19 protein-coding genes and 1 riboswitch are annotated in these 23,292 nt (G+C 63.4%); of the genes, 8 read left to right on the top strand and 11 right to left on the bottom strand.

The features are described from left to right. Positions 1–34: 34 nt before the first annotated feature. The 6 genes from KP003_RS09530 to KP003_RS09505 form a co-directional block, all read right to left on the bottom strand. Positions 35–1,591, bottom strand: coding sequence for a Ppx/GppA phosphatase family protein (locus KP003_RS09530; RefSeq protein ID WP_217300658.1), 1,557 nt, complete (start codon positions 1,589–1,591; stop codon positions 35–37). Between the two features lie 85 nt (positions 1,592–1,676). Further along, positions 1,677–2,201 carry a helix-hairpin-helix domain-containing protein gene (locus KP003_RS09525; RefSeq protein ID WP_217300657.1) on the bottom strand — a complete coding sequence of 175 codons (525 nt, stop codon included), beginning with the start codon at positions 2,199–2,201 and terminating at the stop codon, positions 1,677–1,679. Positions 2,202–2,245: 44 nt separating this feature from the next. Beyond that, positions 2,246–2,767, bottom strand: coding sequence for a SixA phosphatase family protein (locus KP003_RS09520; protein WP_217300656.1), 522 nt, complete (start codon positions 2,765–2,767; stop codon positions 2,246–2,248). Positions 2,768–3,028: 261 nt separating this feature from the next. Further along, on the bottom strand, positions 3,029–3,628 hold the full coding sequence (locus KP003_RS09515; protein ID WP_217300655.1) for a hypothetical protein: 600 nt from the start codon (positions 3,626–3,628) through the stop codon (positions 3,029–3,031). A gap of 84 nt (positions 3,629–3,712) precedes the next feature. After that, positions 3,713–4,009, bottom strand: a complete 297-nt coding sequence (locus KP003_RS09510; RefSeq protein WP_217300654.1) for a hypothetical protein — start codon at positions 4,007–4,009, stop codon at positions 3,713–3,715. A gap of 4 nt (positions 4,010–4,013) precedes the next feature. Then, positions 4,014–4,262: a hypothetical protein gene (locus KP003_RS09505; protein WP_216498845.1), complete on the bottom strand. Its 249-nt coding sequence runs from the start codon at positions 4,260–4,262 to the stop codon at positions 4,014–4,016. A 319-nt stretch (positions 4,263–4,581) separates the two neighbouring features. On the opposite strand from KP003_RS09505, the gene KP003_RS09500 reads away from it, so the two are divergent. Further along, entirely contained in the window at positions 4,582–5,874 is a 1,293-nt protein-coding gene (locus tag KP003_RS09500; RefSeq protein WP_216498844.1) for an amidohydrolase, read from the top strand. 124 nt (positions 5,875–5,998) lie between these two features. Here the strand turns inward: KP003_RS09500 and KP003_RS09495 are convergent, their stop codons facing one another. Together KP003_RS09495 and KP003_RS09490 are read right to left on the bottom strand one after the other, a co-directional pair. Next, complete coding sequence (locus KP003_RS09495) at positions 5,999–7,675, bottom strand: DUF3300 domain-containing protein (RefSeq protein ID WP_217300653.1); 1,677 nt, start codon at positions 7,673–7,675, stop codon at positions 5,999–6,001. 103 nt (positions 7,676–7,778) lie between these two features. After that, complete coding sequence (locus tag KP003_RS09490) at positions 7,779–10,172, bottom strand: PAS domain-containing hybrid sensor histidine kinase/response regulator (protein WP_217300652.1); 2,394 nt, start codon at positions 10,170–10,172, stop codon at positions 7,779–7,781. Between the two features lie 428 nt (positions 10,173–10,600). On the opposite strand from KP003_RS09490, the gene KP003_RS09485 reads away from it, so the two are divergent. The 3 genes from KP003_RS09485 to KP003_RS09475 are packed head-to-tail and all read left to right on the top strand — an operon-like array spanning position 10,601 to position 13,249. After that, entirely contained in the window at positions 10,601–11,653 is a 1,053-nt protein-coding gene (locus tag KP003_RS09485) for an energy-coupling factor ABC transporter permease (RefSeq protein WP_216791683.1), read from the top strand. 37 nt (positions 11,654–11,690) lie between these two features. Continuing rightward, the gene (cbiQ, locus tag KP003_RS09480) at positions 11,691–12,503 is read left to right on the top strand and encodes a cobalt ECF transporter T component CbiQ (protein ID WP_216791682.1); all 813 of its coding nucleotides are present in this window, start codon (positions 11,691–11,693) and stop codon (positions 12,501–12,503) included. After that, the gene (locus KP003_RS09475; RefSeq protein WP_216791680.1) at positions 12,500–13,249 is read left to right on the top strand and encodes an energy-coupling factor ABC transporter ATP-binding protein; all 750 of its coding nucleotides are present in this window, start codon (positions 12,500–12,502) and stop codon (positions 13,247–13,249) included. Before cbiQ ends, KP003_RS09475 begins: the two co-directional genes overlap by 4 nt. An 82-nt stretch (positions 13,250–13,331) precedes the next feature. On the opposite strand, the gene KP003_RS09470 is transcribed toward KP003_RS09475, so the two are convergent. Beyond that, positions 13,332–13,532 (bottom strand): cold-shock protein, encoded by a 201-nt coding sequence (locus KP003_RS09470; RefSeq protein ID WP_129126184.1) that lies wholly within the window; start codon positions 13,530–13,532, stop codon positions 13,332–13,334. Positions 13,533–13,775: 243 nt separating this feature from the next. Here KP003_RS09470 and KP003_RS09465 point away from each other — a divergent pair, with 243 nt between their 5' ends. Together KP003_RS09465 and KP003_RS09460 are read left to right on the top strand one after the other, a co-directional pair. Then, positions 13,776–14,237 carry a YaiI/YqxD family protein gene (locus KP003_RS09465; protein ID WP_216791679.1) on the top strand — a complete coding sequence of 154 codons (462 nt, stop codon included), beginning with the start codon at positions 13,776–13,778 and terminating at the stop codon, positions 14,235–14,237. Positions 14,238–14,483: 246 nt separating this feature from the next. Beyond that, a complete protein-coding gene (locus KP003_RS09460) occupies positions 14,484–15,833 on the top strand; it encodes a molecular chaperone DnaJ (protein ID WP_216791677.1) in 1,350 nt (449 codons plus the stop codon). A gap of 1,171 nt (positions 15,834–17,004) precedes the next feature. On the opposite strand, the gene KP003_RS09455 is transcribed toward KP003_RS09460, so the two are convergent. Together KP003_RS09455 and KP003_RS09450 are read right to left on the bottom strand one after the other, a co-directional pair. Further along, positions 17,005–18,141: a trans-sulfuration enzyme family protein gene (locus tag KP003_RS09455; protein WP_216498836.1), complete on the bottom strand. Its 1,137-nt coding sequence runs from the start codon at positions 18,139–18,141 to the stop codon at positions 17,005–17,007. Then, a complete protein-coding gene (locus KP003_RS09450; RefSeq protein WP_216791675.1) occupies positions 18,138–19,283 on the bottom strand; it encodes a trans-sulfuration enzyme family protein in 1,146 nt (381 codons plus the stop codon). Before KP003_RS09450 ends, KP003_RS09455 begins: the two co-directional genes overlap by 4 nt. 70 nt (positions 19,284–19,353) lie before the next feature. Then, positions 19,354–19,460, bottom strand: a riboswitch (SAM riboswitch). A 448-nt stretch (positions 19,461–19,908) separates the two neighbouring features. Here KP003_RS09450 and KP003_RS09445 point away from each other — a divergent pair. Both KP003_RS09445 and KP003_RS09440 read left to right on the top strand, forming a co-directional pair. Beyond that, the gene (locus tag KP003_RS09445; protein ID WP_216498834.1) at positions 19,909–20,427 is read left to right on the top strand and encodes a Ros/MucR family transcriptional regulator; all 519 of its coding nucleotides are present in this window, start codon (positions 19,909–19,911) and stop codon (positions 20,425–20,427) included. Positions 20,428–20,799: 372 nt separating this feature from the next. Then, on the top strand, positions 20,800–23,280 hold the full coding sequence (locus KP003_RS09440; protein WP_217300651.1) for an AMP-binding protein: 2,481 nt from the start codon (positions 20,800–20,802) through the stop codon (positions 23,278–23,280). Positions 23,281–23,292: the final 12 nt, after the last annotated feature.

Genomic DNA, 23,292 nt, shown 5'->3' with positions numbered 1-23,292 from the left:
TAGGGGCTAAAGGCGGGCGAATGATTATTCGCCCCTACGAGGGTGGGGCGACGGCAGGTTGCCGGGCAAGAACCTCGAAGACGAGTTTCAAACGGCACGCATCTTGGAGCAGGTCGCTCTTGGCCTTCGCTCCGTAGAGTTCGACGGACATGTCTTCCTCACCGCCTAGGGTGAGCCGCAGGACGTCCTTTTCGAGAACGCAGTCGAACTGCTGCACGACTCCGTTGCGGCGCCGGTCCAGGCCGTCGCACAGCCTGAGGATCCCACCCAGCCGGGCGACCAGGAGCTGGTCCGCAGCTGAAAGGCGCATGTACTCGTCATGCTTTTTCTTGGGCATGGACTTGCGGTGATAGCGGGCGATGTTGGCCATCAGCTCCCGTTCGCGGGGGGTGAAGCCGAACAGGTCGGCGTGACGGATCAAATGGTAGGAATGCTTGTGATGGCTGGAATAGCTGATGAAGTAGCCGACGTCGTGCATGATTGCCGCGGCTTCCAGGAGCCTCAGTTCCTTGTCGCCCCAGCCGTAGCGCTTCGAAAGCGCCGAGAAGAGCTGCCGGGAGAGCTTGGCGACCTGCTGGGCGTGGGACTCGTCGGAATGGCAGGAACGGGCGAACTCGAGGGTGCTGTCGCGCCAGGAGCGCCTCTTCTTCTCGGGCAGCAGGTTGCGGCGGCGCAGGCCGCGCAGGATGAGCCCCTCGCGGATGCCGCGCTCGTTGACCTTCAGGTGGTTCACCTGGAAAAAGTCCATCAGCTCGTCGACCGCGGTGACCCCGGCAACGATGATATCGGAGCGTTCCGGGTTCAAGCCGGGTATGGCGCGGCGCTCCTTGTCGCTCTTTCTCACCAGCATGGCCAATAGGTGTACCAGCTCGGAGCGAAGCAGCTCGTAGCCGTGCAGGGAGTCGAACTTCTCGCGCCTTGCGGCGGCCACCATGGCGGCGATGGAGGTGACGGTCCCTCCGGAGCCTACCAGACACTGCATGCCGGTGCGCTCCCCGCTGTAGGCGGCCTTCAGGGTTTTGCGGATATGCTTGCGCAGCTTCTGGTGTTCCGCTTGCTGTACGGGATCGCTTTTCAAGAAATTCTCGGTGAGAAAGACCGCGCCCAGTTCCAGCGACAGCATCTCCTCGGCGTGCGCGCCCAAGGCGGAGATGAGCTCGAGGCTGCCTCCTCCTATGTCGAAGATCAGGTGTCGCACCCCGTCCAGCTCGAAGTTGTGCTGGGCCGAGAGGGCGGCCAGCTCGGCTTCCTCCTCGCCGCTTATCACCTCGATGTCGAGGCCGGTCTGCTCCTTGATGGCCGCCACCAGCTCGCGCCCGTTGGCAGCCTTGCGCACTGCGCTGGTGGCCACGGCCTCGATTGAGGTGACCTGGTAGCCGTCGATGATCTTTTTCTGGCGGGACAGCGCCTCGACGGCGCGCTCCCACGCGGCGGGCGAGATGGCACCGGTCTGGTGCAGCCCTTCCCCCAGGCGCACCAGCACCTTCTCGTCGTCGAGTATCTTGTACTTGCCGCTCTCCGCGGTCTCGACGATGATGCTGCGGATCGAGTTGGTGCCGATGTCGATGGCGGCCAGCCGGTTTTGTTTCAACGGCTACTCCTTGGGCATGACGGGATGCCAGATTGTATCAGGACAGGGCGGACTGTGACAACCCGGGAGGGGTGGAAGGGTGACGCTACGTCAGGGCCTTCAACACTGCCTTTCTTGCCTTCTTGAACCCCTTGCGGACCTTCTTGAGGCTTGCCTCTTCCAGGCCGGTGACCTTCTTTTCCGCCTTGGTGAGTATCTTCGCGATCCGCTTGGAGCGCTTGTTACCGAAATCGTGCATCTGCAACAGGGCGTTCTCGATCCTCTCCAGGTCGGTCCCAAGTTTTCTGCCGCACTTTTCCGACATCTCCCCGACGAACCGGTCGCGGGTTGTCTGCGCCAGATTTTCCACTTTTTCCCGCATCCCTACCACGCGCTGCTGCATAAGCTGCACGGGCTTCTCCCCATCCTCCTGCTCCATCCCGGCCAGTTCCCTGGCCTGTTGCAGTATCGATCCCATGTGGCGCCGGTTCACACCGCGCACCTTGCTCAAACCTTCCTCTCCGGCCTGGGCGATCTTGGCGAAGCTGTCAAACCCGGCGTCGTACAGACGCTTGCCCAGGATTGCGCCGACGCCTTTCAGCCGTCTGAAATCTGCTGTGGACTGGACCATCTCTGACACTCCTTGTGCGTTGTTTGTCCCGACCTGGTTCCGGATCAGCCCCCTTGGCGCAGGCGATCCACCGCCTTGCCGCGTGCGGTGATGATCCTGCCCGTTCCGGTCACCAGTTGCAGGAATTGCGGCTCTCCGCTGCCGCTGGCGTTTCTCTTGAACGAGACGGTACCCCCTTTGGGGAGGGAGAGGGAAGCTTCTTCCCCGAGCAGCGCCTGCGTGACCAGGCCCAGGTCCGGCTCGTGTCCGACCAGCGCTACCTCGCTCGCCTGCGGGTAGAGCTTCAGCAACTCGTCAAGCTTTTCCGGGCGGAAACCGGGTGAGAGCTCGGACGTGACGATCAGCTCCCGCTTGTAACGCAGCTTTTCCGCCAGGATGTCGGCCGTCTGCACCGCGCGCACCAGCGGGCTGGTCAGGATCAGGTCCGGCTCGATGCCGAGCGTGGCGAGGCTCTTGGCGGCTTTGCGGAAACGTCGTCTGCCGCGGCGTGTGAGGTAACGGTGCTCTTCTGTCACCTCAGGCGTTCTCTCTATGGCTTCTGCGTGACGTACTATGTGGATGATCATGGGGGGCTCCATGGATTAGGCGACGTTAAAGACTTTAGCGAATCTATTTCGATTTGCAACCATCTGTCTCAATCCGCAGCCGACAGGTCAGGGCCAAGGTGAGGTGCGTTACCGAGTGAGGGGGAGCGAGCCGTGTGAGTGAGAGGGGCGGTACCGAGAGAGCTGCAGGTGGGGTTGAGGGAAAACGAGCCCCTCCCGGTGAGGGGAGGGGGCATCTGTGGTCCTACTGGTCAGTCCCGGCGCTGCAGGGGGGGAGTGCCGTCAGCGCGCCAGAAGCTGCTCCAGGTTTCTTTTCATGGAGTCTGAGATGGCTTCGGAAGGTACCGAGCCCCCTACGCCTCTGAGCCAGAAGCGGTCGACGGCGGTATCGCCCTGGGTGTCGACGGTCATCTTCACCGGAAACAGGCAGCGCATGCTGAAGTAGTCCAGCAAGTCCCCGAGAAAGCCGAGCCGGTCCACCCCTTTAAGCTCGACGAAGAGGCTGCCGTTGTGGCACGCCGTGGGCTCCATGGTGAAGGAGAGGAGCTCGATGCAGGCCGCCTTGCGGTCGGGCTCGGTATTGGCCAGCCGCAGGAAGTCGATCGCCTCGGGGCTCCCGGCAAAAGGGGCGCTCTTCAGTTCGAAACTGGAGCGCCAGCTGCTGGCGTTGACCTTCTCCGCACTCCCCCGCACGATGCCGACGCGGTGCTCCGAGAGCCCGGCGGCAAGCCTGCCGCTCCATCCCGGCGCAAGGAAGCCGGACATCTCCAGGCGGTAGCCGCCGGGGCGCCCGTTGATGGGCTCTATGGTGAAGCCGGTTTCCTGAAACCCGGCGTATGCCGTGTCTGTCGCTGACGCTGTCATGGTGGCCAAGCTGTTCATTGCCGTTCTCCTTTGTGTGGCTGACGCTGCAGCGCGTCAGGGAATTCAGGCTGCTGTGCCCGTGGTGTTGCCTGCGGTATCCCGCTACCGGTAGGAGAGCATCTCTTTGCCGCAGCCGGTGAGGAAGTCGAAGACCTCGCCGCGGCTGACCAGGAAACGGGGCATGTCCTGGTTCATCAGGTCTTCAAGGAAATGCAGTGTGGTGGCGTCGTCCCGCTTCAGTTCGTTCATGACCGCTGCGAGCAGCGGCAGGATGTCGTAGAGGTCGTCCCGGTTGAAGGGGGCGCTGTCGCCCGGGTCGGAGAACTTGGCATCGAACCTGGTCTGCGTCGCCTTCGGGTACTTGTATTTCAGATCCGAGGGAAGGATGGTCAGTCCCATGGCGTCACTCCTGGTGGCAGCCGCACCGGGAAGCGGTGCAGGTACTGCGGCAGACGGGGGAATGCTGTGCCGGCTCCCCGTCGCGGTCGTAGCGGTCCAGGGAGGCCTTGGTGATGAACCATCCCTGGTCGGAGAGGGTCCCCTGCAGCGTTTTCTGCTTGAGCAGCATGAGAACGCGGGTTTCGGTGGTGGAGAGTTCGATGGCAGCCTCGGCCGCAGTGACGTGCGCGATACCGTCGATGATCTCTGTCATGGCAGCTCCTCCTTTTGCTGCTTCCCCTTACATGGAGCATGCCAGCCTCTGCTTCGCCAACGGGATGGGACGTTTTTTCGCACCGTTACAGGGACAGTCGTCGCCTGACCCGCTCGCGGCCTGCTCATTAATTAGCCAGTCTGCCTGTCCTCGTGCAGTGTACCTGGGCGATCGGGGCCGTTTCCATGCGGGTCGCATTTACCGCGGGCTGAAGGATCTGGTCGGGTGACTGTGGAGAGCAGGCGCCATATCGGAGTTGATAAGAAAGGCGAGACATAGTAACCTGCACCGGTATTTCATCACGCCTGTGAGAGATTTTATGCCGACACAATTGCAGCTCGACTCACTGAACGGGCTGGTCGAAGCCGAACTCCCGTCGCTGGTTGAGATCTATGAACATCTGCACGCCCATCCCGAGCTGTCCGGCCAGGAGCGCGAGACCGCCTCGCTGCTTTCGGGAGAGCTGAAGGGGCTTGGTTTCAAGGTTACGGAGGGGATCGGCAGGTACAGCAGGTTTGACTGGCCCGGTTACGGTGTGCTGGCAGTGCTTGAGAATGGGACCGGTCCGACCCTTTTGATGCGGGCGGACATGGACGCGCTGCCGGTCGAGGAGAATACGGGGCTTCCCTATGCCAGCAAGGCGAGGGCGGTCTACCGGGACGGCAGCGAGGTGCCGGTGATGCACGCCTGCGGGCACGACGTGCACGTCGCCTGCCTGCTGGGCGCCGCCCGCGTGCTGGCCCGCGCCAGGGAGTGCTGGTCCGGCACGCTGGTGCTGGTCGGCCAGCCAGGCGAAGAGGGGGGAGACGGCGCCCAGGCGATGATCGACGACGGTGCCTACCGGCTCTGCCCCAGGCCGGATTACGCCCTGGCCCTGCACAGCACCCTGTTTCTCAAGGCCGGGACTGCCGGTTACGCACCGGGCAACTTCCTGGCCAGCTTCACCGAGGTGGAGGTGGTGGTGCGCGGCGTGGGGGCGCACGGCTCAGCGCCGGAGCACGGCAAGGACCCCGTGGTGATGGCGGCGCAGGTTGTTCTCGCCCTGCAGACCATAGTGAGCCGCGAGATCACCCCGCACGAGCCGGCCGTGGTCACCGTCGGCTCCATTCATGGCGGCGCCGCGTGCAACGTGATTCCCGAAGAGGTGGTGCTGCAACTGAGCATCAGGAGCTTCGACGACCGGGTGCGCGACAGGATCCTGGACTCGGTGCGGCGCATCTGTGCCGGGGTGGCTCTCGCCGCAGGAGTGCCGGAGGAGCGCTCTCCCGTGGTTTCCGTTCCGGCTTGCCATCCGGCGACCTACAACGATCCCGTCCTGGCGGAGCGCGTGGCGGTGGCGCTGCGGGCCGCGCTTGGGGCGGATAACGTGGTTCGCTCGGCGGCGAAGATGGTGAGCGAGGATTTCGGCTCCTGGGGGCTTGGTGGCGCGATCCCGGTCTGCATGTTCTGGCTGGGGGCAGCCGATCCAGAGCTCTTCGAAAAGGGGCAGCGCCAAGGGGTGTCGCTTCCGTCGCAGCATTCGCCCTTGTACGCGCCGCTGCCCGAGCCGACGCTGCGGGCAGGGGTGAAGGCTTTGGTAGCAGCCGCCTGCGACCTCCTTCCGGCGGGGTAGGGGGACAATGGATAATGACAAAAGGAAAGGGGCGCATCTCGCGATGCGCCCCTTTTTGTATCGAGTTTGCCGGGCGTGAAGGGGAATGATCGTTCGCCCCTGCAGGGCCCGGCTGGAGAAGCGGTCAGCGATCCTCATCCCTTTGCAGGGGGCGTCCGCCGGAGGATTCGCCGCGCCCGCGCCCCTGTCCGGGCTCGTACTCCCGCGCCGGACGCGCAGGTTCGGCGGGCTCGGCCTTGGGCGCCGACGTTGCGGCCGGTGTCGGTGCGACCCTCGGTTTCTCGCTCCGGGGCGTCACCGGCCTTGCCGGGGCGGCCGGGGTTACCGGAGCAGCCGCGGGTGCCTTCACCGCCGGCTCCGCTACGGGAGCGTGGGGCGCGGCTCCGCGCGCTGCAGGCGCGGGTGTCGTCGCTGCGGCGGGAGGCTGTACGTCGGGACGGTTCACCGGGCGCGGCTCCCTGCGCCATCCCTCTCCCCGGCCAGGGCGTGCCGTGGCGGGTTCCCCGGTGACGGTAGGAGCCTGCTGAGCGCCCGGCTGCAGCTGGGGTTGTTGCTTAGGTTGTCCCGGCGGTCGCTGTTTGTCCGGTTTTCCCTGGGGCTGCGGCTTGTTGGTTGGCGCCGGCGGCTGAACAGTGTCGACCCGCGGCTGTAACGGTGACGGCTGCCGCTGCGCGGCCGGCGGGGTAGCACCCGGTTTGGGGGGCGCGGTCGTGGGGGCGGGTACGCCGGGCGCGGGCGACGGCTCGCGCCGGTTCCACGGTTCCCTGCGTCTCTCACTGCCCGGGCGCGGCTGTTCTGGCTTGCCGGGACGCAGTTGTTCGACCGTGCCTGGGCGGGGCTGTTGTTCGACCTTGCCTGGGCGCGGCTGTTCGACCTTGCCTGGGCGCGGCTGTTCGACCCTGCCGGGGCGCCGCGGTTCCAGCCGCACCGGCGGCATCTTCCCTTCGTCACGGTGCCGTCTGCTCTCGACCCGCAGTTGGTCGCGGTATCTGCGCGTGTCGCGCTGCACCACTCGCTCGTTGATGGTGATGGTCGCGGCGCGCTTGTTGATGTAGATGCCGCGCCGGTCCTGCACGTAGGGACGCGAGCGGGTAATCCACCCGCCTCCGCGCCAGCCGTGGTAGTAGACCCTGCGTTCACGCCAGTTGAAGTCGCGGTTCAGCCAAGGGCCGATGGTGAAACCGACGCTGAAGGTGATGAAGGGGGAACTGGGGTAGTAGCGTTCAACGTAGACCACGGTCGGGTCGTAGACCGGCACGTAGACGTACTGCGGGCGCGCCGGGACGATGCGGATGATGTCGCCCTCGAAGAAGACCTGCTGCTGCTGCGTGCTGAAGAGGTTGCCCTGGTCGTAGGCGAAGCGGCGCAGCCTCTGGATGGCGTCCATCACGTCCTGGGGCTGCTCGATGTAGGCCTGCCCCAGCGATGCGGTCCACTGGTACTCGCGGTCCATCATGTACAGCACCTGCGGGTAATGCGCCACCGCGCGCACGCTGATGTCCCAGGGTTGATAGTCGATGCGCGGGGTGTCGCCGTAGAACCTGACGAAATTGGCAGCGTCGTGGATCTGGTCGACGAAGGTGGCCGCCGGCAGGATCTGCGCTATCAGCGGGTCTGGGTAGAGCGCGATAGGGCCGAGCAGATCGTCCAGTTCCTCGGGGTAGAGCAGGTCATCGTTCGCGTAGCTGTCTTGGTCGGACATCTGGTAGTAACCTGGCTCCGGCTGTGCTTGAACCGGTACGGCAGTGACAGTAAGAGGGAGCAGTACTGTCATAAACAGGATGGTCAATAACCTTTTCATAGCTGTCTCCTAAGAGCTGATTGCCTTTGGCGCTACCGGTTCAGTCTAGCAGAAGCCGTCTGGCATGGCAAAGCCGGGATCTTGCATCTCGGGGGTGGTAGGATCAACAGGCGGTCCGCATCTCCATGATCTTGGCATGCAGACCTTCCATGTCGAAGGGTTTTTGAATGTAGTGCATCTCCCGGTCGGCGATGATACCGCGCTTGGCGATGATCTCGGACGAATAGCCGGTCATGAACAGCACCTTGGTGTCGGGACGCAGGACCGCCATGCCGCGCGCCATCTCCAAACCGTTCATCTCTGGCATGATCACGTCCGAGAGCACGAGGTCGATGTCGGTGTCGGTTTCCTTGCAGATACAGAGGGCGGCGTGCGGGGTCGCCGCCTGGATCACCTGGTAGCCGATCTTTTCCAGCATCTGGGTCGCCATGGCCCGCAGCATGTCGTCGTCCTCGACCACCAGGACCGTCCCGGTACCGCTGAGCGTCCCCGGCAGGATCTGCGCGGGGGGCTCCGACTCGCCGCTCATCCGGGGGAGGTAGATCCGGAAGGTCGTGCCGCTGCCGGGCTCGCTTTCCACATCGACGAAACCGCCGTTCTGGGTCACGATGCCGTACACCGTGGCGAGCCCGAGGCCCGTTCCCCTCCCCATCTCCTTGGTGGTGAAAAACGGCTCGAAGATCCGCTTGATCAGCTCGCGGTCCATCCCGGTCCCGGTGTCCACGACGCTCAGGCAGGCGTACGAGCCGGGCTTTGCATCGAGGCGGTAGTCGCAGAAAGGCTCGTCCACGATCACGTTCTCGGTCTTTATGGTGAGCATCCCGCCGTCGGGCATGGCGTCCCGGGCGTTCACCGCGAGGTTCATCAGGATCTGGTCCACCTGCGAGGGGTCGATCTTCACCGTCCAGAGTGCGGGGTCGGGGGCGAAGCCGAAGCGGACCTCCTCGCCGATCAGGCGGCTCAGCGTCTTCTCGGTCTCCAGGCAGTGCTCGTTCAGGTTCACCGCGCGGGGGGAGATGATCTCCTTGCGGGAGAAGGCGAGGAGTTTGCGCACCATGTCGCGCGAACGCTCCCCCGCCTTGATGATCTCCTGCAGGTAGAGCCGCAGCGGTGTCGCTTCGGGGGCTTCGAGCAGGCTCAGCTGCGCATAGCCAAGCATCACGCTCAGCATGTTGTTGAAGTCGTGGGCCACGCCGCCTGCCAGTTGCCCGATGGATTCCATCTTCTGCGAGTGCCTGAGCTGCGCCTCGATCTTTCTGTGTTCGGTGATGTCGATGCCGAAGCAGAGGGTGCCGATCCGGACACCCTTCTCGACGATGGCGCTGTTGCGCCAGGAGATGGTGCGCATGGCTCCCGCCTTGGTCACGATCTGCCCCTCGAAGGCGTTCATCCCATCGTCGTTGGCAAGTTGCGACCCACCGCACATCTTGAAGAAGGCTTCCGCCCCCATCACCGTGTCGAACCAGTTCTTGCCGGTCAGCTCTTCCTGGCTGTAGCCGGTCATTTCTTCGCCGGTCCTGTTGATAAGCGTCACCTCGCCCTTGAGGTCCAGCCCGAGAATCATCACGCAGGCGGCCTGGATCAGGTTCTCGGTATACTCCTTCGCGGATTTGAGCGCTTCCACCGCCGCCCTGCGTTCCGTGATGTTCTCGACGGAAAGGACGGTGCCGGCGATGCGGCCTTCCTGGTAGACGGGGGTGGCCCCGCAGGCAATGGTGACCGTGCCGCCGTCCTTGCGGACCAGGTCCGCCTCGAACTTAACGATGTCCGCCGCCCCGCTCGCCACGAGGTGCAGCTGCCCGAGCACCATGTCCCTCGACTCGGGATCGACCAGCCCGGGGATGTCCCTGCCGTGAAGTTCCTCGGGGGTATAGCCGCTGGTCTCCGTGCAGCGCCCGTTGACCATGCCGATGGTGCCGTCCAGCTTCAGGACGATGAGAGCATTCGCGCTGCTCTCCATGACCTTGCGCAGGAAGTTGTAGGAGTCCTGCAACTGGCGGTTGGCTCGGTTGATGGCACGGAAGGGGAGCAGTATGAAGACGATGAGGCCGATGCTGAGCCCCATCACCGTGACGAGGAGGGACTTCTTGAGGATGGGGCGCAGGGAGCGGCTGATCTCGACGCTGCCGATCACCTGTTTGCCATAAAGAACGGGGTGCGAACGTTGGATGACCGGGGCCTCGGGATCGTAACCGCTGGCCGCCAGTTCGCTCCCGACCGAATCGAGGATGCGATGCTTCTCTTTTTGTGCCGGGTCGCCGCGGTGGGAGAGCAGTGCGTCCAGGCGATGCGCCTCGCTGTGCCAGGACGCCGGTTCCAGGTCGCCCAGGCCGGAAATGATGCGGGCGTTTATTTCGGCCTCGGTCTCGAGGCTGCCGACGGCGTATTGGTAGCTGATGGCGAAGTAGCCGACGGGAAAAAAGAGTGCGACGAAGAAGGCGAGCAGTACTGTGCAGTTGGCGGTGAAGTGGACGGTTTGCTTCTCAGAACCAGTCATGGGCAAGCGCTCCTTGCGCAGCAACCGAATCAGGACCTCGTGCTCGGCGAACTGACCGCAGCCAACGGTCCCAAGCACCGACGAAGCAGATTAGCATCATTTTAGGAGAAAGAGAAGGACATTGTACCTATTTCACCTAAAAACGTTCATCAAATCTCTGAACCTGACCTGTTGCTGTTTGAATAACCCTGGAGTCCATGGAATCATTCTTCCGAGGCTGCCTGCCACTGGTTATGACAACAGGTAAAGTCGGTTCTGTGTTGCAAGGGTAAAGGCCTTCGGCGGTGCGATGATGTATACGCGAATGCGGCCGCAACGGCGGCCATATGCGTTGACAGCACCCGGAGCTTCTTGTATATATTGCCGTGTTACTGAAATGAAAATCGTGCTACCGCTGCTGCGGCTGTCACGGTACGCGGAGGAAGATCATGCACATGGCGGATGCTCTGCTCTCGCCGACGGTAGGCGCGACGATGTGGGCCGTGTCCGCGGGGGGCGTCGCCCTCGGCTCGGCGCGGTTGCGCCGGGAGCATGACGACCGCCTGGCGCCGCTCATGGGCGTGCTGGGGGGCTTTCTCTTCGCCGCGCAGATGATCAACTTCTCCATCCCGGGTACCGGGTCGAGCGGCCACCTGACCGGCGGCCTGCTCCTCGCCATCCTGCTGGGTCCCAGCGCCGCCTTCCTCACCGTCGCATCCGTTCTCATGGTCCAGGCCTTTTTCTTTGCCGACGGCGGCCTCCTCGCACTGGGGTGCAACATCTTCAATCTCGGCATGATCCCGGCCCTGCTCGTCTATCCGCTTTGTTACCGCCGGCTGATCGGCCCGGAACCGGGGCGCCGGCGCGAGGTGGTGGTGACCATGCTCGCGGCGCTCCTCGCCATGCAGCTGGGTGCGCTCTGCGTCGTCCTGGAGACGACAGCTTCGGGTGTCTCCGCGCTCCCGCTGGACAAATTCCTGCTCCTGATGCAGCCCATTCACCTGGCTATCGGCCTGGTTGAGGGGGCGGTCACGCTGGCCGTGGTCTCCTTCCTGCGCAAGGCCCGCCCCGAACTGCTCGCCAGGGGGAGCGCCCCAAGCGCCGCCTCCGGTCGCCTGGTGCTCGCCGGTTTGTTGGTCTGCGCCCTTTTCGTCGCCGGCGGCCTGTCCCGCTTCGCTTCGGTAAAGCCGGACGGGCTTGAGTGGTCGGTAGCCAGGGTTTCCGGGGAGGCCTCCCTCCCGGAGCACCGCTCCGGTTTGCCCGTCCTTCTGGGGGCGCTGCAGAGGAGGACGGCCTGGTTTCCCGACTACCGCTCCGCTTCTGCCGCCGCGCCCGTCCTTGCACCCGCTCCGGCATCGGCCGGTCCGCAGCCCTTGCCTGTCTCCGGCAAGGGGAGCGGGGCTGCCGGCGTCGCGGGCACCGCTCTCACCGTCCTTCTGGTCGCCGGTGCGGCGCTGCTGCTGCGCAGGGGCAACCGGGGAGCGTTACCCCCCCGGGCGTAGCGGGAAGGCGGCTGCGGCCGGCGAGGATGGGAGCCTGATGGCATCGGTACACGGGGCATTGCTCGATTTGAAGCGGCTGGACCGGCTCGCGGGAGGGGATACCCCCCTGCACCGGCTGGACCCCCGCGCCAAGGTGCTGGCTACCCTCGTTTTCATCGTCTGCGTCGTTTCCTTCGGCCGCTACGAACTCTCCGCCCTGATCCCCTTCTTCATCTTCCCCGTCTCCCTGGTCGCTGCGGGCCGGCTTCCCGCCGGTTACCTGGCGGCAAAGGTGGCCCTGGTCGCCCCCTTCGCCATCGCCGTCGGCATCTGCAACCCCCTTTTCGACCGCGGCATCCTGGTTCACCTGGGAGCACTGGACATCACCGGCGGCTGGGTCTCCTTCGCCTCCATCGTGCTGCGCACCGCGCTTACCGTCGGTGCCGCGCTCACCCTGACCGCGCTCACCGGTTTCGCCTCCATCTGCCGCGCCCTGGTGCGGCTTGGGATGCCCAAGGCGTTCGCCATGCAGCTCCTTTTCCTCTACCGCTACCTGTTCGTGCTGGCGGAGGAGGGGGGGCGGGCCTCGCGGGCGCGCGAGCTGCGTTCCTTCGGCCGCAAGGGAAGCGGGTTCGCGAGCTACGCCTCGCTCCTGGGGCACCTGTTGCTGCGCACCTGGCAGCGCGCCGAGCGGATGCACATGGCGATGCTGGCGCGCGGTTTCACGGGCGACTTTCCCTCGGCGCAGGGGGGGCGCTTCGGCGCGCGGGAGGTCGTCTTCGTGCTCTTTTGGAGCGCGCTCTTCATCACCTTGAGGTTGTACAACGGCGCCGAGCTGCTCGGGACGCTGGTAACGGGGTACCTGTCATGAGCCACCACATCCTGGAAATCGATCACCTGCGCCACGTCTATCCCGACGGCACCGAGGCGCTGCGCGACGTAAGCTTCAGCGTCAGCCACGGCGAGTCCGTGGCCGTGATCGGGGCCAACGGCGCGGGGAAATCCACGCTCCTCGCGCACCTTAACGGGCACCTGCTTCCCCATTCGGGCGAGGTGCGCATCGGTCACATCCCGGTCGACCGCTCGACCCTGCTCGAGGCGCGGCGCACCGTCGGGATGGTGTTCCACGACCCGGACGACCAGCTCTTCATGCCCACCGTCTACGAGGACGTCGCCTTCGGCCCGATGAACCTCGGCTTGGCGGGGGGGGAGTTGAAGAACTGTGTGGCCGAGGCGCTGCGCCGGGTCGATGCGGAGCACCTGGCGGCGAAGGCGCCTTATCATCTCTCCGCCGGGGAGAAGAGGCGCGTGGCCATCGCCACGGTCCTCTCCATGTCGCCGGACATCCTGGTCATGGACGAGCCCACCAACGGCCTGGACCCGTACGCCCGCCGGCAGCTGATCGGGCTTTTGAAGGATTTCCACCATAGCAAGATCATCACCAGCCACGACCTGGACATGGTGCTGGAGGTCTGCCAGCGGACCGTGGTGCTTTCGGCGGGGGTGGTGCGGGCCGACGGGCCCACGCTGGAGATCTTTCGGGACGAGGCGCTGCTTCGGGAGTGCCGGCTGGAAAAACCGCTGTCCATGCAGGGGTGTCCGGTCTGCGGCGCTTGAGGGTGCTGAAAAAGGGAAGGGCACAAAAAAAGCCCCGGATTGCTCCGGGGCTTTTGTAAAGTTCTACGCTATGTGAGTGGGATTAAACCCTGCTGACGTTTGCTGCCTGGAGACCTTTCGGGCCCTTGACGATTTCGAAGGTCACGCTGTCGCCCTCGGTGAGGGATTTGAAGCCGTCGCTGTTGATGGCGGAGAAGTGAACGAAGACATCCTCGCCGTTCTCCTGCTCAAGAAAGCCAAACCCCTTGCTGTCGTTAAACCATTTTACAGTGCCGTTTACCATTTACTTACTTCTCCCATAGTACTTCTTTTTGGTTTTAATCCACGGGTATTCGAGGACGCGTAACAATACCACCTTGCAACAGTAGTGTCAATATATTTTAAATAAGATTTAAAGGTTTTTACTTAGTATACAGAATCCGGCGCGTTGACACAGGGGGCGCGCTGTAGTAGCGTGCCTTACCGTGACAGCGATAAGGACGCGGCAGATCCGTCTGCAGTGCCACAGAACCGAGGAAATGAGTCTATGAAGATCTGGATAGATGCCGATGCCTGCCCCAAGGTCATCAAGGAGATTGTCTTTCGCGCATCGCAGCGCCTAAAGGTGCCGGTTTGCCTGGTCGCCAACAGCGACCTGTCCCGGGCGCACACGGCGCTCATCAGTTCGGTGCGCGTGGCAGCCGGCTTCGACGTCGCCGACGACTACATCGCCGAGCACGCCGAGGCGAGCGACCTGGTGATCACCGCCGACATCCCGCTGGCCGCCCGTGTCGTTGAGCGCGGAGGAGTTGCGCTCGACCCGCGCGGCGAACTCTACACCGATGAGAACGTGGGGGAGCGCCTCTCCATGCGCAACCTGATGCAGGAGTTGCGCAACGACGGCTTGCTGCTGGGAGGCCCGGCGCAGTTCGGTCTTGCCGATCGGCAGCGTTTCGCCTCCGCTCTGGACCGGCTGCTGACCCGCATGATGCGCGGCGATCGTCCCTGAATATCGACTCTTACTGTCACAGCCTTCGCCCTTTTCTCCCTCTGCTGCATCTATTGCCTTTCGATCGCTTCCGTGACCTGATCCTCTCTTGTGTCTCTGCCGTTGCCTCATGGCACTGTCTTCCTCCATGCCTGAACCAGATTTCCTGTCAGTGTGATAAAATCTTTTGTAACTCTGCCTCAGGTCGTGCTAATGTCGCGGCAAAAATGACAGTTTGTAAATAATTCTTGAGACAGTGCGACGCCTATGACTGCCCACTATCAACAGAGGTCCTCCGAGGAAGTAGAACTCGAGCAAAAGCGCGCCGAGCTTGCTTCCCTGCGTGCCCGCCACGCCGAGGCTGCCACCGTCTTGCACCGGTTGCGCGAGGAGATCGCGGGTTTCGAACGGAACTACCAGCAGACGCTGGGGCGGCGCATGGCCGAGCTGGAAAGGCTTGAGGCCGAGATCGCGAGGGCTTCCGGCGCTTACGTTCCGGAAGATGCGGAAGGTGACGAGGATGAGGGCTCCGGCCCAAGCCACGACGACGATTTCCGCGATGCCCAGACCTACCAAAGCGGCACCTCCTTCCGGGGGGAAGGCCAGGCGCACGGGCGGGTCTGGAAGTCTGATCCCCTGGACATAAAGGCGCTGTACCGAGAGGTCGCCAAGGCCATCCACCCCGATCTGGCCGGGGAGGGTGCCGGCTCGCTGCGACACGAGCTGATGCTGAAGGCCAACAAGGCCTACGCCGAGGACGATCATCGCGCCCTGCGCGAGATCTTAAGGAGCTGGCGGCGGCATTTCCCCGAACAGGCAGAGCAAAGCGACCTGAGGGCGGAGTTGTCACGGCTTAAAAAGCAGATAGCCGTCGAGGTCGAGGCGATCCGGGAGATCCACGAGCAGATCGAGCAACTCCGGGGCAGCTACGTGCACCGTTTCAAGCTGCGCGTCGATGAAAGCGCCGCCGCCGGCAGCGATCTCTTCGCGGACCTGGTGGCCGCCGCGGAGATAAACATCGCGCGTGCCCAGCGACGCCTGGCTGCCCTGCTGGGTGAAAAGGGCCGCGGGCGCATGCAGGGGGCGGCGAGGCAAGGCCGCGTGGTCTCCTTCCCGGACGACCAACCCTGCGGCAGCCTGTACCTGCGCGAGCTTCACTCCGTTAGTTTCAACGCCTGGAAGAAGGCGGGGCCTGCCATCGGTGCGGTCCAGGTAGGCCTGGACCAGGCCCTGCGGCTGGACGTGAAAGAGGGGGCGAGCCGGAAGCTCAAGCTGTTGAACGGGTTGCGTCCGGAGGACCTGCAGTCGCTCTTTCTGTACGACGTCTGCGACGCCGACCTGGACAGCATCGTCCACCTCTCGGGCCTGGAGGAGCTCTACCTCTACGGCCCGGAACTAACCGACGCGGCCCTGCTCAGCATCTCGACCCTTGCGAACCTGAAGAGGATCTACCTGTACCAGACCCGTATCTCCGACCGCGGCCTTGTCTACCTGCAGGGGATGCAGGGGCTGCAGGGACTGACCAGCAGTGGCAACAGCATCACCGACGAGGGCCTGGCCGTGTTCCAGCAGGCGATACCGGGGGTGAAGACGGTGAGCTTCAAATGGAGGCGGTGAAGTAGGGGGGGACGCCGTCCCGATACTGGAATGAAGAAGGCCCGGGAAGGAGTCCCCGGGCCTTCTTGCGTTTTGAGCAGTAAGGGGCAGGAAGGGGGGGCGAATGATTATTCGCCCCTACACGCGTGAGATTGCAGGTTCTGTAGGGGCAAATAAATATTTGCCCGGCCGCCGGTGCCCGGCCATTGCCGAATGGCGTGAGAGGTGAAGGTGCGATTGAGGGGGGCGAATGATTATTCGCCCCTACATGCGTGAGATTGCAGGTTCTGTAGGGGCAAATAAATATTTGCCCAGCCGCCGGTGCCAGGTCATTGCCGAATGGCGTGCGAGGTGGCGGTGCGACTGGGGGGGCGAATGATTATTCGCCCCTACACGCGTGAGATTGCAGGTTCTGTAGGGGCAAATAAATATTTGCCCAGCCGCCGGTGCCCGGCCGTTGCCGAATGGCGTGAGAGGTGAAGGTGCGATTGAGGGGGGCGAATGATTATTCGCCCCTACATGCGTGAGATTGCAAGTTCTGTAGGGGCAAATACATATTTGCCCGGCCGCCGGTGCCCGGCCATTGGCGAATGGCGTGAGAGGTGGAGGTGCGACTGGGGGGGCGAATGATTATTCGCCCCTACATGCGTGAGATTGCAGGATCTGTAGGGGCAAATACATATTTGCCCAGCCGCCGGTGCCAGGTCATTGCCGAATGGCGTGCGAGGTGGCGGTGCGACTGGGGGGGGGGCGAATGATTATTCGCCCCTACATGCGTGAGATTGCAGGTTCTGTAGGGGCAAATAAATATTTGCCCAGCCGCCGGTGCCCGGCCATTGGCGAATGGCGTGCGAGGTGACGGTGCGACTGGGGGGGGGCGAATGATTATTCGCCCCTACATGCGTGAGATTGCAGGTTCTGTAGGGGCAAATAAATATTTGCCCGGCCGCCGGTGCCCGGCCATTGGCGAATGGCGTGCGAGGTGGCGGTGCGACTGGGGGGGCTAATGATTATTCGCCCCTACACGCGTGAGATTGCAGGTTCTGTAGGGGCAAATACATATTTGCCCAGCCGCCGGTGCCCGGCCAATTGCCGAATGGCGTGCGAGGTGAAGGTGCGACTGCGGGGGGCGAATGATTATTCGCCCCCCAGAGGTGCAGTCAACGGGTGGGCAGGCTGTGCACATACGCCCCTAAACGTTGAGAAACCGCGCCATGTCGGCGATGAGGTCGTCCGGGTCCTCGAGCCCCACCGAGAGACGGACCAGGGTATCCTTGATGCCGCGCGTCTCGCGCTCGGCCGGGGGCATCGCCGCATGGGACATCTTGGCGGGGTAGGAGAGGATGCTCTCGACGCCCCCCAGGCTGACCGCGAAGGCGGCAAGCTTCACCCCTTCCAAGAGCCGCTTGGTGACGTCGTAGTTCTCGAGCTCGAAGGAGAGCACGCCCCCCGGGCCGCTTGCCTGGCGGTTGTGGATCTCGTGGCCGGGGTGGTCGGGAAGTCCGGGGTAGTAGACCCGCCGCACCTGTTTCTGCCCGCAGAGCCAGGCCACTATTTTCCGGGCACTTGCCTGGTGTTCCTCCATGCGGACCTTGAGGGTTTTCAGGCCGCGCAGCACCAGCCAGCAATCCTGCGGCCCGAGCACGGCGCCGAAGGCGTTCTGGATGAAGCGCAGCCTCTGCCCCAGTTCCTGATCCCTGGCGACGGCGAAGCCGCAGATCACGTCGGAGTGTCCGTTTAAAAACTTGGTGCCGCTGTGGACCACGATGTCGCACCCAAGTTCCAGCGGCCGCTGCAGGTACGGGGTCATGAAGGTGTTGTCCACGATGGTGAGGATGCCGTTCTCCTTGGCGAGGGCGACCGCGGCGGGGAGATCGGTGATCTTGATGAGCGGGTTGGACGGGGTCTCCAGGTAGAGCGCCTTTGTCTCGGGCCGGATCGCCGCGGCGATGGCGGCAACGTCGGTGGCGTCGACGAAGGTCGCCTCCAGCCCCCACCCCTTGAACAGGGTGGTGAGGAGCCGGAAGGTGCCGCCGTAAACGTCCTCGCACACCACCAGGTGATCGCCCGGCTTGAACAGGAGCAGGGTCGAGGCGGTGGCCGCGATCCCCGAAGCGAAGGCGAGGCCGACGGCTCCTTTTTCCAGCCCGGCCATCGCCTCCTCGAGCGCCTCGCGGGTCGGGTTGCCGGAACGGGCGTAGTCGTAGCGGCCGAAGCTGTCTACGGAGCGCTGCGCGAAGGTCGAGGACAGGTAGATGGGGTGGCTGACGGAGCCGTGCTCGGGATCGATCGGGTCGACGCCGTGGATCAGTTCGGTGGCGAATTTCATGCGTGCTCTCCTTCGAATGCCTGCGCCAGGTCGGCGATCAGGTCGTCCTTGTCTTCGATTCCAACCGACAGACGCAGCAGCAGGTGGTTGATGCCGAGTCGTTGCAGTTTCTCGGGCTCTATGTCCGCGTGGGTCTGCACCTGGGGGAAGGTGATCAGGCTCTCGACCCCGCCGAGACTCTCGGCGAAGGAGATGAGCTCCGTCTTCATCAGGAGCCGGTTCACCAGAGCCGGTTCGGTCACCTCGAAGGCGATCATGGCGCCGAAGCCCCCGCACTGGCTCTTCATCAGCTCGTGTCCCGGGTGGTCGGGAAGCCCGGGGTAGTAGACCTTGCCAACCTGCGGGTGTCGCTCCAGCCACCGGGCCAGCGCCAGGGCGTTCTCCTGCTGACGCTCCATGCGTATGGTGAGCGTCTTGATGCCGCGGATGGTAAGCCAGGAATCCTGGGGACCCAGCACGGCGCCGGCACCGTTTTGGTGGAAGTACACCTTTTCCGCGAGAGCCGCGTCCTTCACCGCAACCACGCCGCAGACCACGTCGTTGTGCCCGGCAAGGTACTTGCTCCCCGAGTAGACGGTGATGTCGGCCCCGAGGTCCAGGCAGCGCAGCAAGTACGGCGTGAGGAAGGTGTTGTCGACGATGCAGAGCATGCCGTTTTCCTTGCAAAGGTCGGCCAGCTGCCGCACGTCGGCCACCTTCAGGAGCGGGTTGGTGAGCGATTCCACGAACAGGGCGCGGGTGTTGGGGCGGACCGCCCGGCGCACCAGCTCCACGTCGCTTGTGTCGACGTAGCTGAAGCTCAGGCCGAACTGCTGGAACAGCTTCTCGAACAGCCGGTAGCTGCCGCCGTAGAGGTCTTCGGTGACGATCAGGTGGTCTCCCTGTTTAAACAGGAACATGAGACTCGTGATGGCGGCCATACCGGAGGCGTAGGCGAAGCCGCGGCTGGCGCCTTCGAGCCTGGCGATCCCTTCCTCGAGGGCCTGCCGGGTCGGGTTGCCGGAGCGGCTGTAGTCGTACCCGGTGCTCCGGCCCAGGCCGGGGTGGCGGAAGGTGGCGGTCTGGTAGATGGGGACGGTGACCGCGCCGGTCCGGCTCTCCCGTTCCAGGCCTATCTGTGCTGCAGTGGTTGCGATGTTCATCGTAGCCTCCAAATGGAAAAGTCCCCTTCCGGGGTCGGAAGGGGACTCATCTAATGGCTTGGTCCGCACTTCCTTATCTTTCGGAACGTTTCCGTTCCGCAGGATTTGGCACCTTCCCCCCGTGGGGAGGTTGCCGCGACGTCACAGGGCCAGTCCCTCGATCGCTCTAGATAAGTAATGCTATTCGGTTGTAAAGGGTGCCGCTTTAACCAGCGTCTTTAGTAATACTGAGACGGTGCGCTTTTGTCAACCGGAAAACTCGACTTCTTGACTAAAATAAAAGTTATTTCCGGCAAATCCTTTCCCTACCGCGCTGGTCGTGTTGCCCCGCGCCGTCGCGCACTGCACTACGAGCTGAAAGGGGGCGCCGATGGTATATTGGGGCTTCGTTCTGTATCTGGTTGGCGGCAACTCGCTCATTCTCTTTCATACGGCAGGTGATCGAACATTCTGTCCGTTCCACTTTTTGCGATACTGAGAACCTGCAGGCGCGTTCCCTTTCATTGATCCTCCTGTCTTGCTATGCCGGCTGACACAAAGAAAAAGTTTATTTTGTTGATTTGACAATGCATGGAAACCTGCCACTATATTGCCAAGCAGATAATGATCAATGGAGGGATAATCAATGGCAACTTTGGTAGAGATCGCGGCTCAGATCGTAGCGTCACATGCGTCTAGCACTCCGATGACTTCTGATCAGCTTATATTCGAAATCAGCAAAGTGCACAGCGCCCTCAAAAACCTTGAAGCAGGCGAACCTGTCGAGGGTGTAGAGGAACCCAAGGCTTCCTTGACAGTAAAAGAAGCTTTCAAGAAAGGCGAGGTCGTCTGCATGCTGTGCGGCAAAGGAGGCTTCAAGACGCTGGCGCGTCACCTGAACACCGCGCACGGCATGAAGCCGGGCGAGTACAAGAAGCAGTTCGGCATCCCGGGCAAGCAGCCGCTGGCGGCCAAGAACTATTCCGAGGCTCGCAGGAAAATGGCTCTCGACCGCGGGCTGGCCGATAATCTCGCCAAGGCGCGCGGGGTGCGTATGGCCAACATAGAGGCGAAGAAGGCCGTCCCCGCCAAGGGCGCAAAGCCCGCCAAGGTGACCAAGGGCGCCAAGGCCCCCAAGGAAAGCGCCAAGGCAAAGGTGGCCTGATCGTCCCATACGCACTGCAAAAAGCCGCTCCTTACGGGGCGGCTTTTTTTTATGGCGCAAGGAATTTCAGTCAAGGTAGCAACTAACCGTCAGCACAGCGGCACCGCCTTCTTCTCTTTAGGATTGGTTTTGCGCCCGTCATCGGTTAAACTCGCCTCCCCGTCGCAGTTGCTCGCGACGTTGCGATTGATTGCACTTTGCCGTTGCATGGTTGCCAAAGCGATGCGCACGTGTGACAATGCTTGCTTGGGAAGATGATGCGGACGTAAGTAGTGTCAGTAGGTGGTGCCGCCCGGTCTTTCTTTTCATTCCAAGTTTTGACGTTACCGTCATTAAGCTGCAACTGACATGCGCCGCCTACGGGAGTCAGCTATGCGGACACTGGTAGATCTTTTTCATAGCTTTGCACCGCGGGGGGATGATACCGCCCTGGTGAACCGTACCGGGGTGCGCCGCTTCGCGGTCTCGTACGGCGAGCTCTCCGAGCTCTCCATGAAGATGGCGGGCCTGCTGGCGCGGCGCGGCGTGGCTGCAGGGGATCGCGTGCTTTTGTGGGGTCCGAACTCCTCCTGGTGGGGTGTCGCCTACTGGGGCATCATCATGCGGGGTGCCATCGCCGTTCCGGTCGACTTCATGTCCGACCGCGGTCGCGCGGAGTCGATCCTGAAGCTGACCCAGGCCAAGGTGGTGCTGCAAAGCCGCTTCAAGCCGGAGCGGCTCGACGTCCCGGATTCCCTGCTGCTCGAGGACTTGAAGTACCTGCTGGAGGACGTCCCCCCTTACGCCGAGGTCGTGCATCCCGCGCCCGACGACATCGCGCAGCTCATCTACACCTCGGGCACCACCGGGAACCCCAAGGGGGTGATACTGACCCACAAGAACCTGGTGGCCAACATGGTCCAGATCAACCAGCAGGTTCCCATCATCACCCCGGAGTTTTCCTTCCTCTCGCTGCTGCCGCTGTCGCACATGTTCGAGCAGATGGGGGGCTTCTTCACCCCGCTGTACCGCGGCGCCACCGTCATCTATCCGCGCACCCTGAAGCCTTCCGCCATCATGGAGGCGCTCGGCGAGGAAGACGTCTACGTCATCATGTCGGTGCCGCGCCTGATGCAGCTTCTGAAGACGACCATCGAGCGCGAGCTCGCAGAGAAGCATCTCTCGGGCGTATTCGCCTCGCTCGCGAAGCTTGGGGAGGGGCTCTCCAAGCCCGCCAGGAAGAAACTCTTCTTCCCCGTGCAGAAAAAGTTCGGCGCCAACTTCACCGTCTTCGTCTCGGGGGGGGCGCCGCTCGACCCGGACGTGTTTCGCTTCTGGGATGCCATGGGCTTCACCGTGCTCGAGGGGTACGGCCTTTCCGAGTGCTCGCCGGTCCTCTGCGTGAACACCGTGGAGAAGCAGGTGGCGGGCTCGGTCGGGCCGCCGCTCCCCGGGGTAGAGCTGAGGCTCGACGGCAAGGAGGTGGTGGTCAGGGGAGACAACGTCTTTCCGGGGTACTACCAGAACGAGGAGGCGACCCGGGGCGCCTTCACGGAGGACGGCTGGTTCAAGACCGGCGACCTGGGCGAGATCATGCCGGACGGCTGGCTCACCATCAAGGGGCGGGAGAAGGAACTGATCGTCACCGGCAGCGGGGTGAACGTCTACCCCGACGAGCTGGAGGCCGTCTTGAACAAGGTCGCCGGGGTGAAGGAGTCCTGCGTCATCGGCCTGGACCGCGGTGCCGGAGAGGAGGTGCACGCGGTCCTGCTGCTCGACGACAGCGGCGCGAAGCCCGACGAGATCCTGGCCCGGGCCAACGCCCAGTTGGACACCCTGCACCAGATCACCGGTTACACCATCTGGCCAGAGCCGGAGTTCCCGAAGACCACCACGCTGAAGATCAGGAAGTTCCAGGTCAAGGAGCAGGTGAAACAGGGTGCCGCCGCTGGTGGCGCCGGCGCGAGCCAGGATCACCTGGTGAACCTCCTGTCCAAGGTGACCGGCACCGACGCGGGCGAGATCAGGGAGGACTCCCTGCTGGTTGCGGACCTGGGACTCACCTCCATCGCCCGCCTGGAGCTGGTCAATTACCTTGAGCAGGAGTTCAGGCTCGATATCGAGGACTCGCAGATCGGGCCGCAGACCAGGGTTTCCGAGGTGCGCCGCATTATCGCCCGGCGCGAGAAGGGGCACCGGCGCGGCCATTACCGCTTCTGGACCAACACGGCGCCGGTACGCGCGCTGCGCATGCTGGGGGACGCGCTCTTGAACTACCCCCTGTTCCGCCTCTTCGTGCGGCTCGAGGTGCGCGGGCGCGAGAACGTAGAGCACCTGCAGGGGCCGGTGGTCTTCGTCGCCAACCACCTCGGGTACTTCGACCAGCCTTCCCTGATGTTCGCGCTCCCCAGGGAGGTCCGCTACCGCACCGCGACCGCCGCCTGGGAGGAATTCTTCTTCGGCGACTACCACGGGCTGGAACGTCTCTGGCGGCTTGCAACCTACCAGTACGGGACCCTGTTTCTGAACCTGTTCCCGCTGCCGCAGACCAGCGGCTTCTCCGCAGCCGTGAAATACATGGGGAAACTCACCGACCGGGGTCTGAACACCCTGATCTTCCCCGAGGGGGGGCACTCGCACGACGGCAGCATGCAGGACTTTCAGCTCGGCCTTGGCATCATTGCCAAGGAGCTTGAGATTCCCATCGTGCCGGTGAAGATCGTCGGGACCGACAAGATCCTCCCGCCCCAAAAGACCGGCATTCCCAAGCGCGGCACGGTGACGGTCAGCTTCGGGAAGCCTCTGCGGTTCCGGTTCGAGGAGCCCGCAGAGATCGTGGCCAGGGCGCAGGCCGCGGTGGCTGAAATTCAATGATCGTTGCGATGA

The organism is Geomonas diazotrophica, assembly GCF_019063885.1.
GTDB classification, from domain to species: Bacteria; Desulfobacterota; Desulfuromonadia; order Geobacterales; family Geobacteraceae; genus Geomonas; species Geomonas diazotrophica.
Note: the sequence above shows the minus strand (reverse complement) of the source record. Positions and strands in the feature narration are given on the sequence as shown.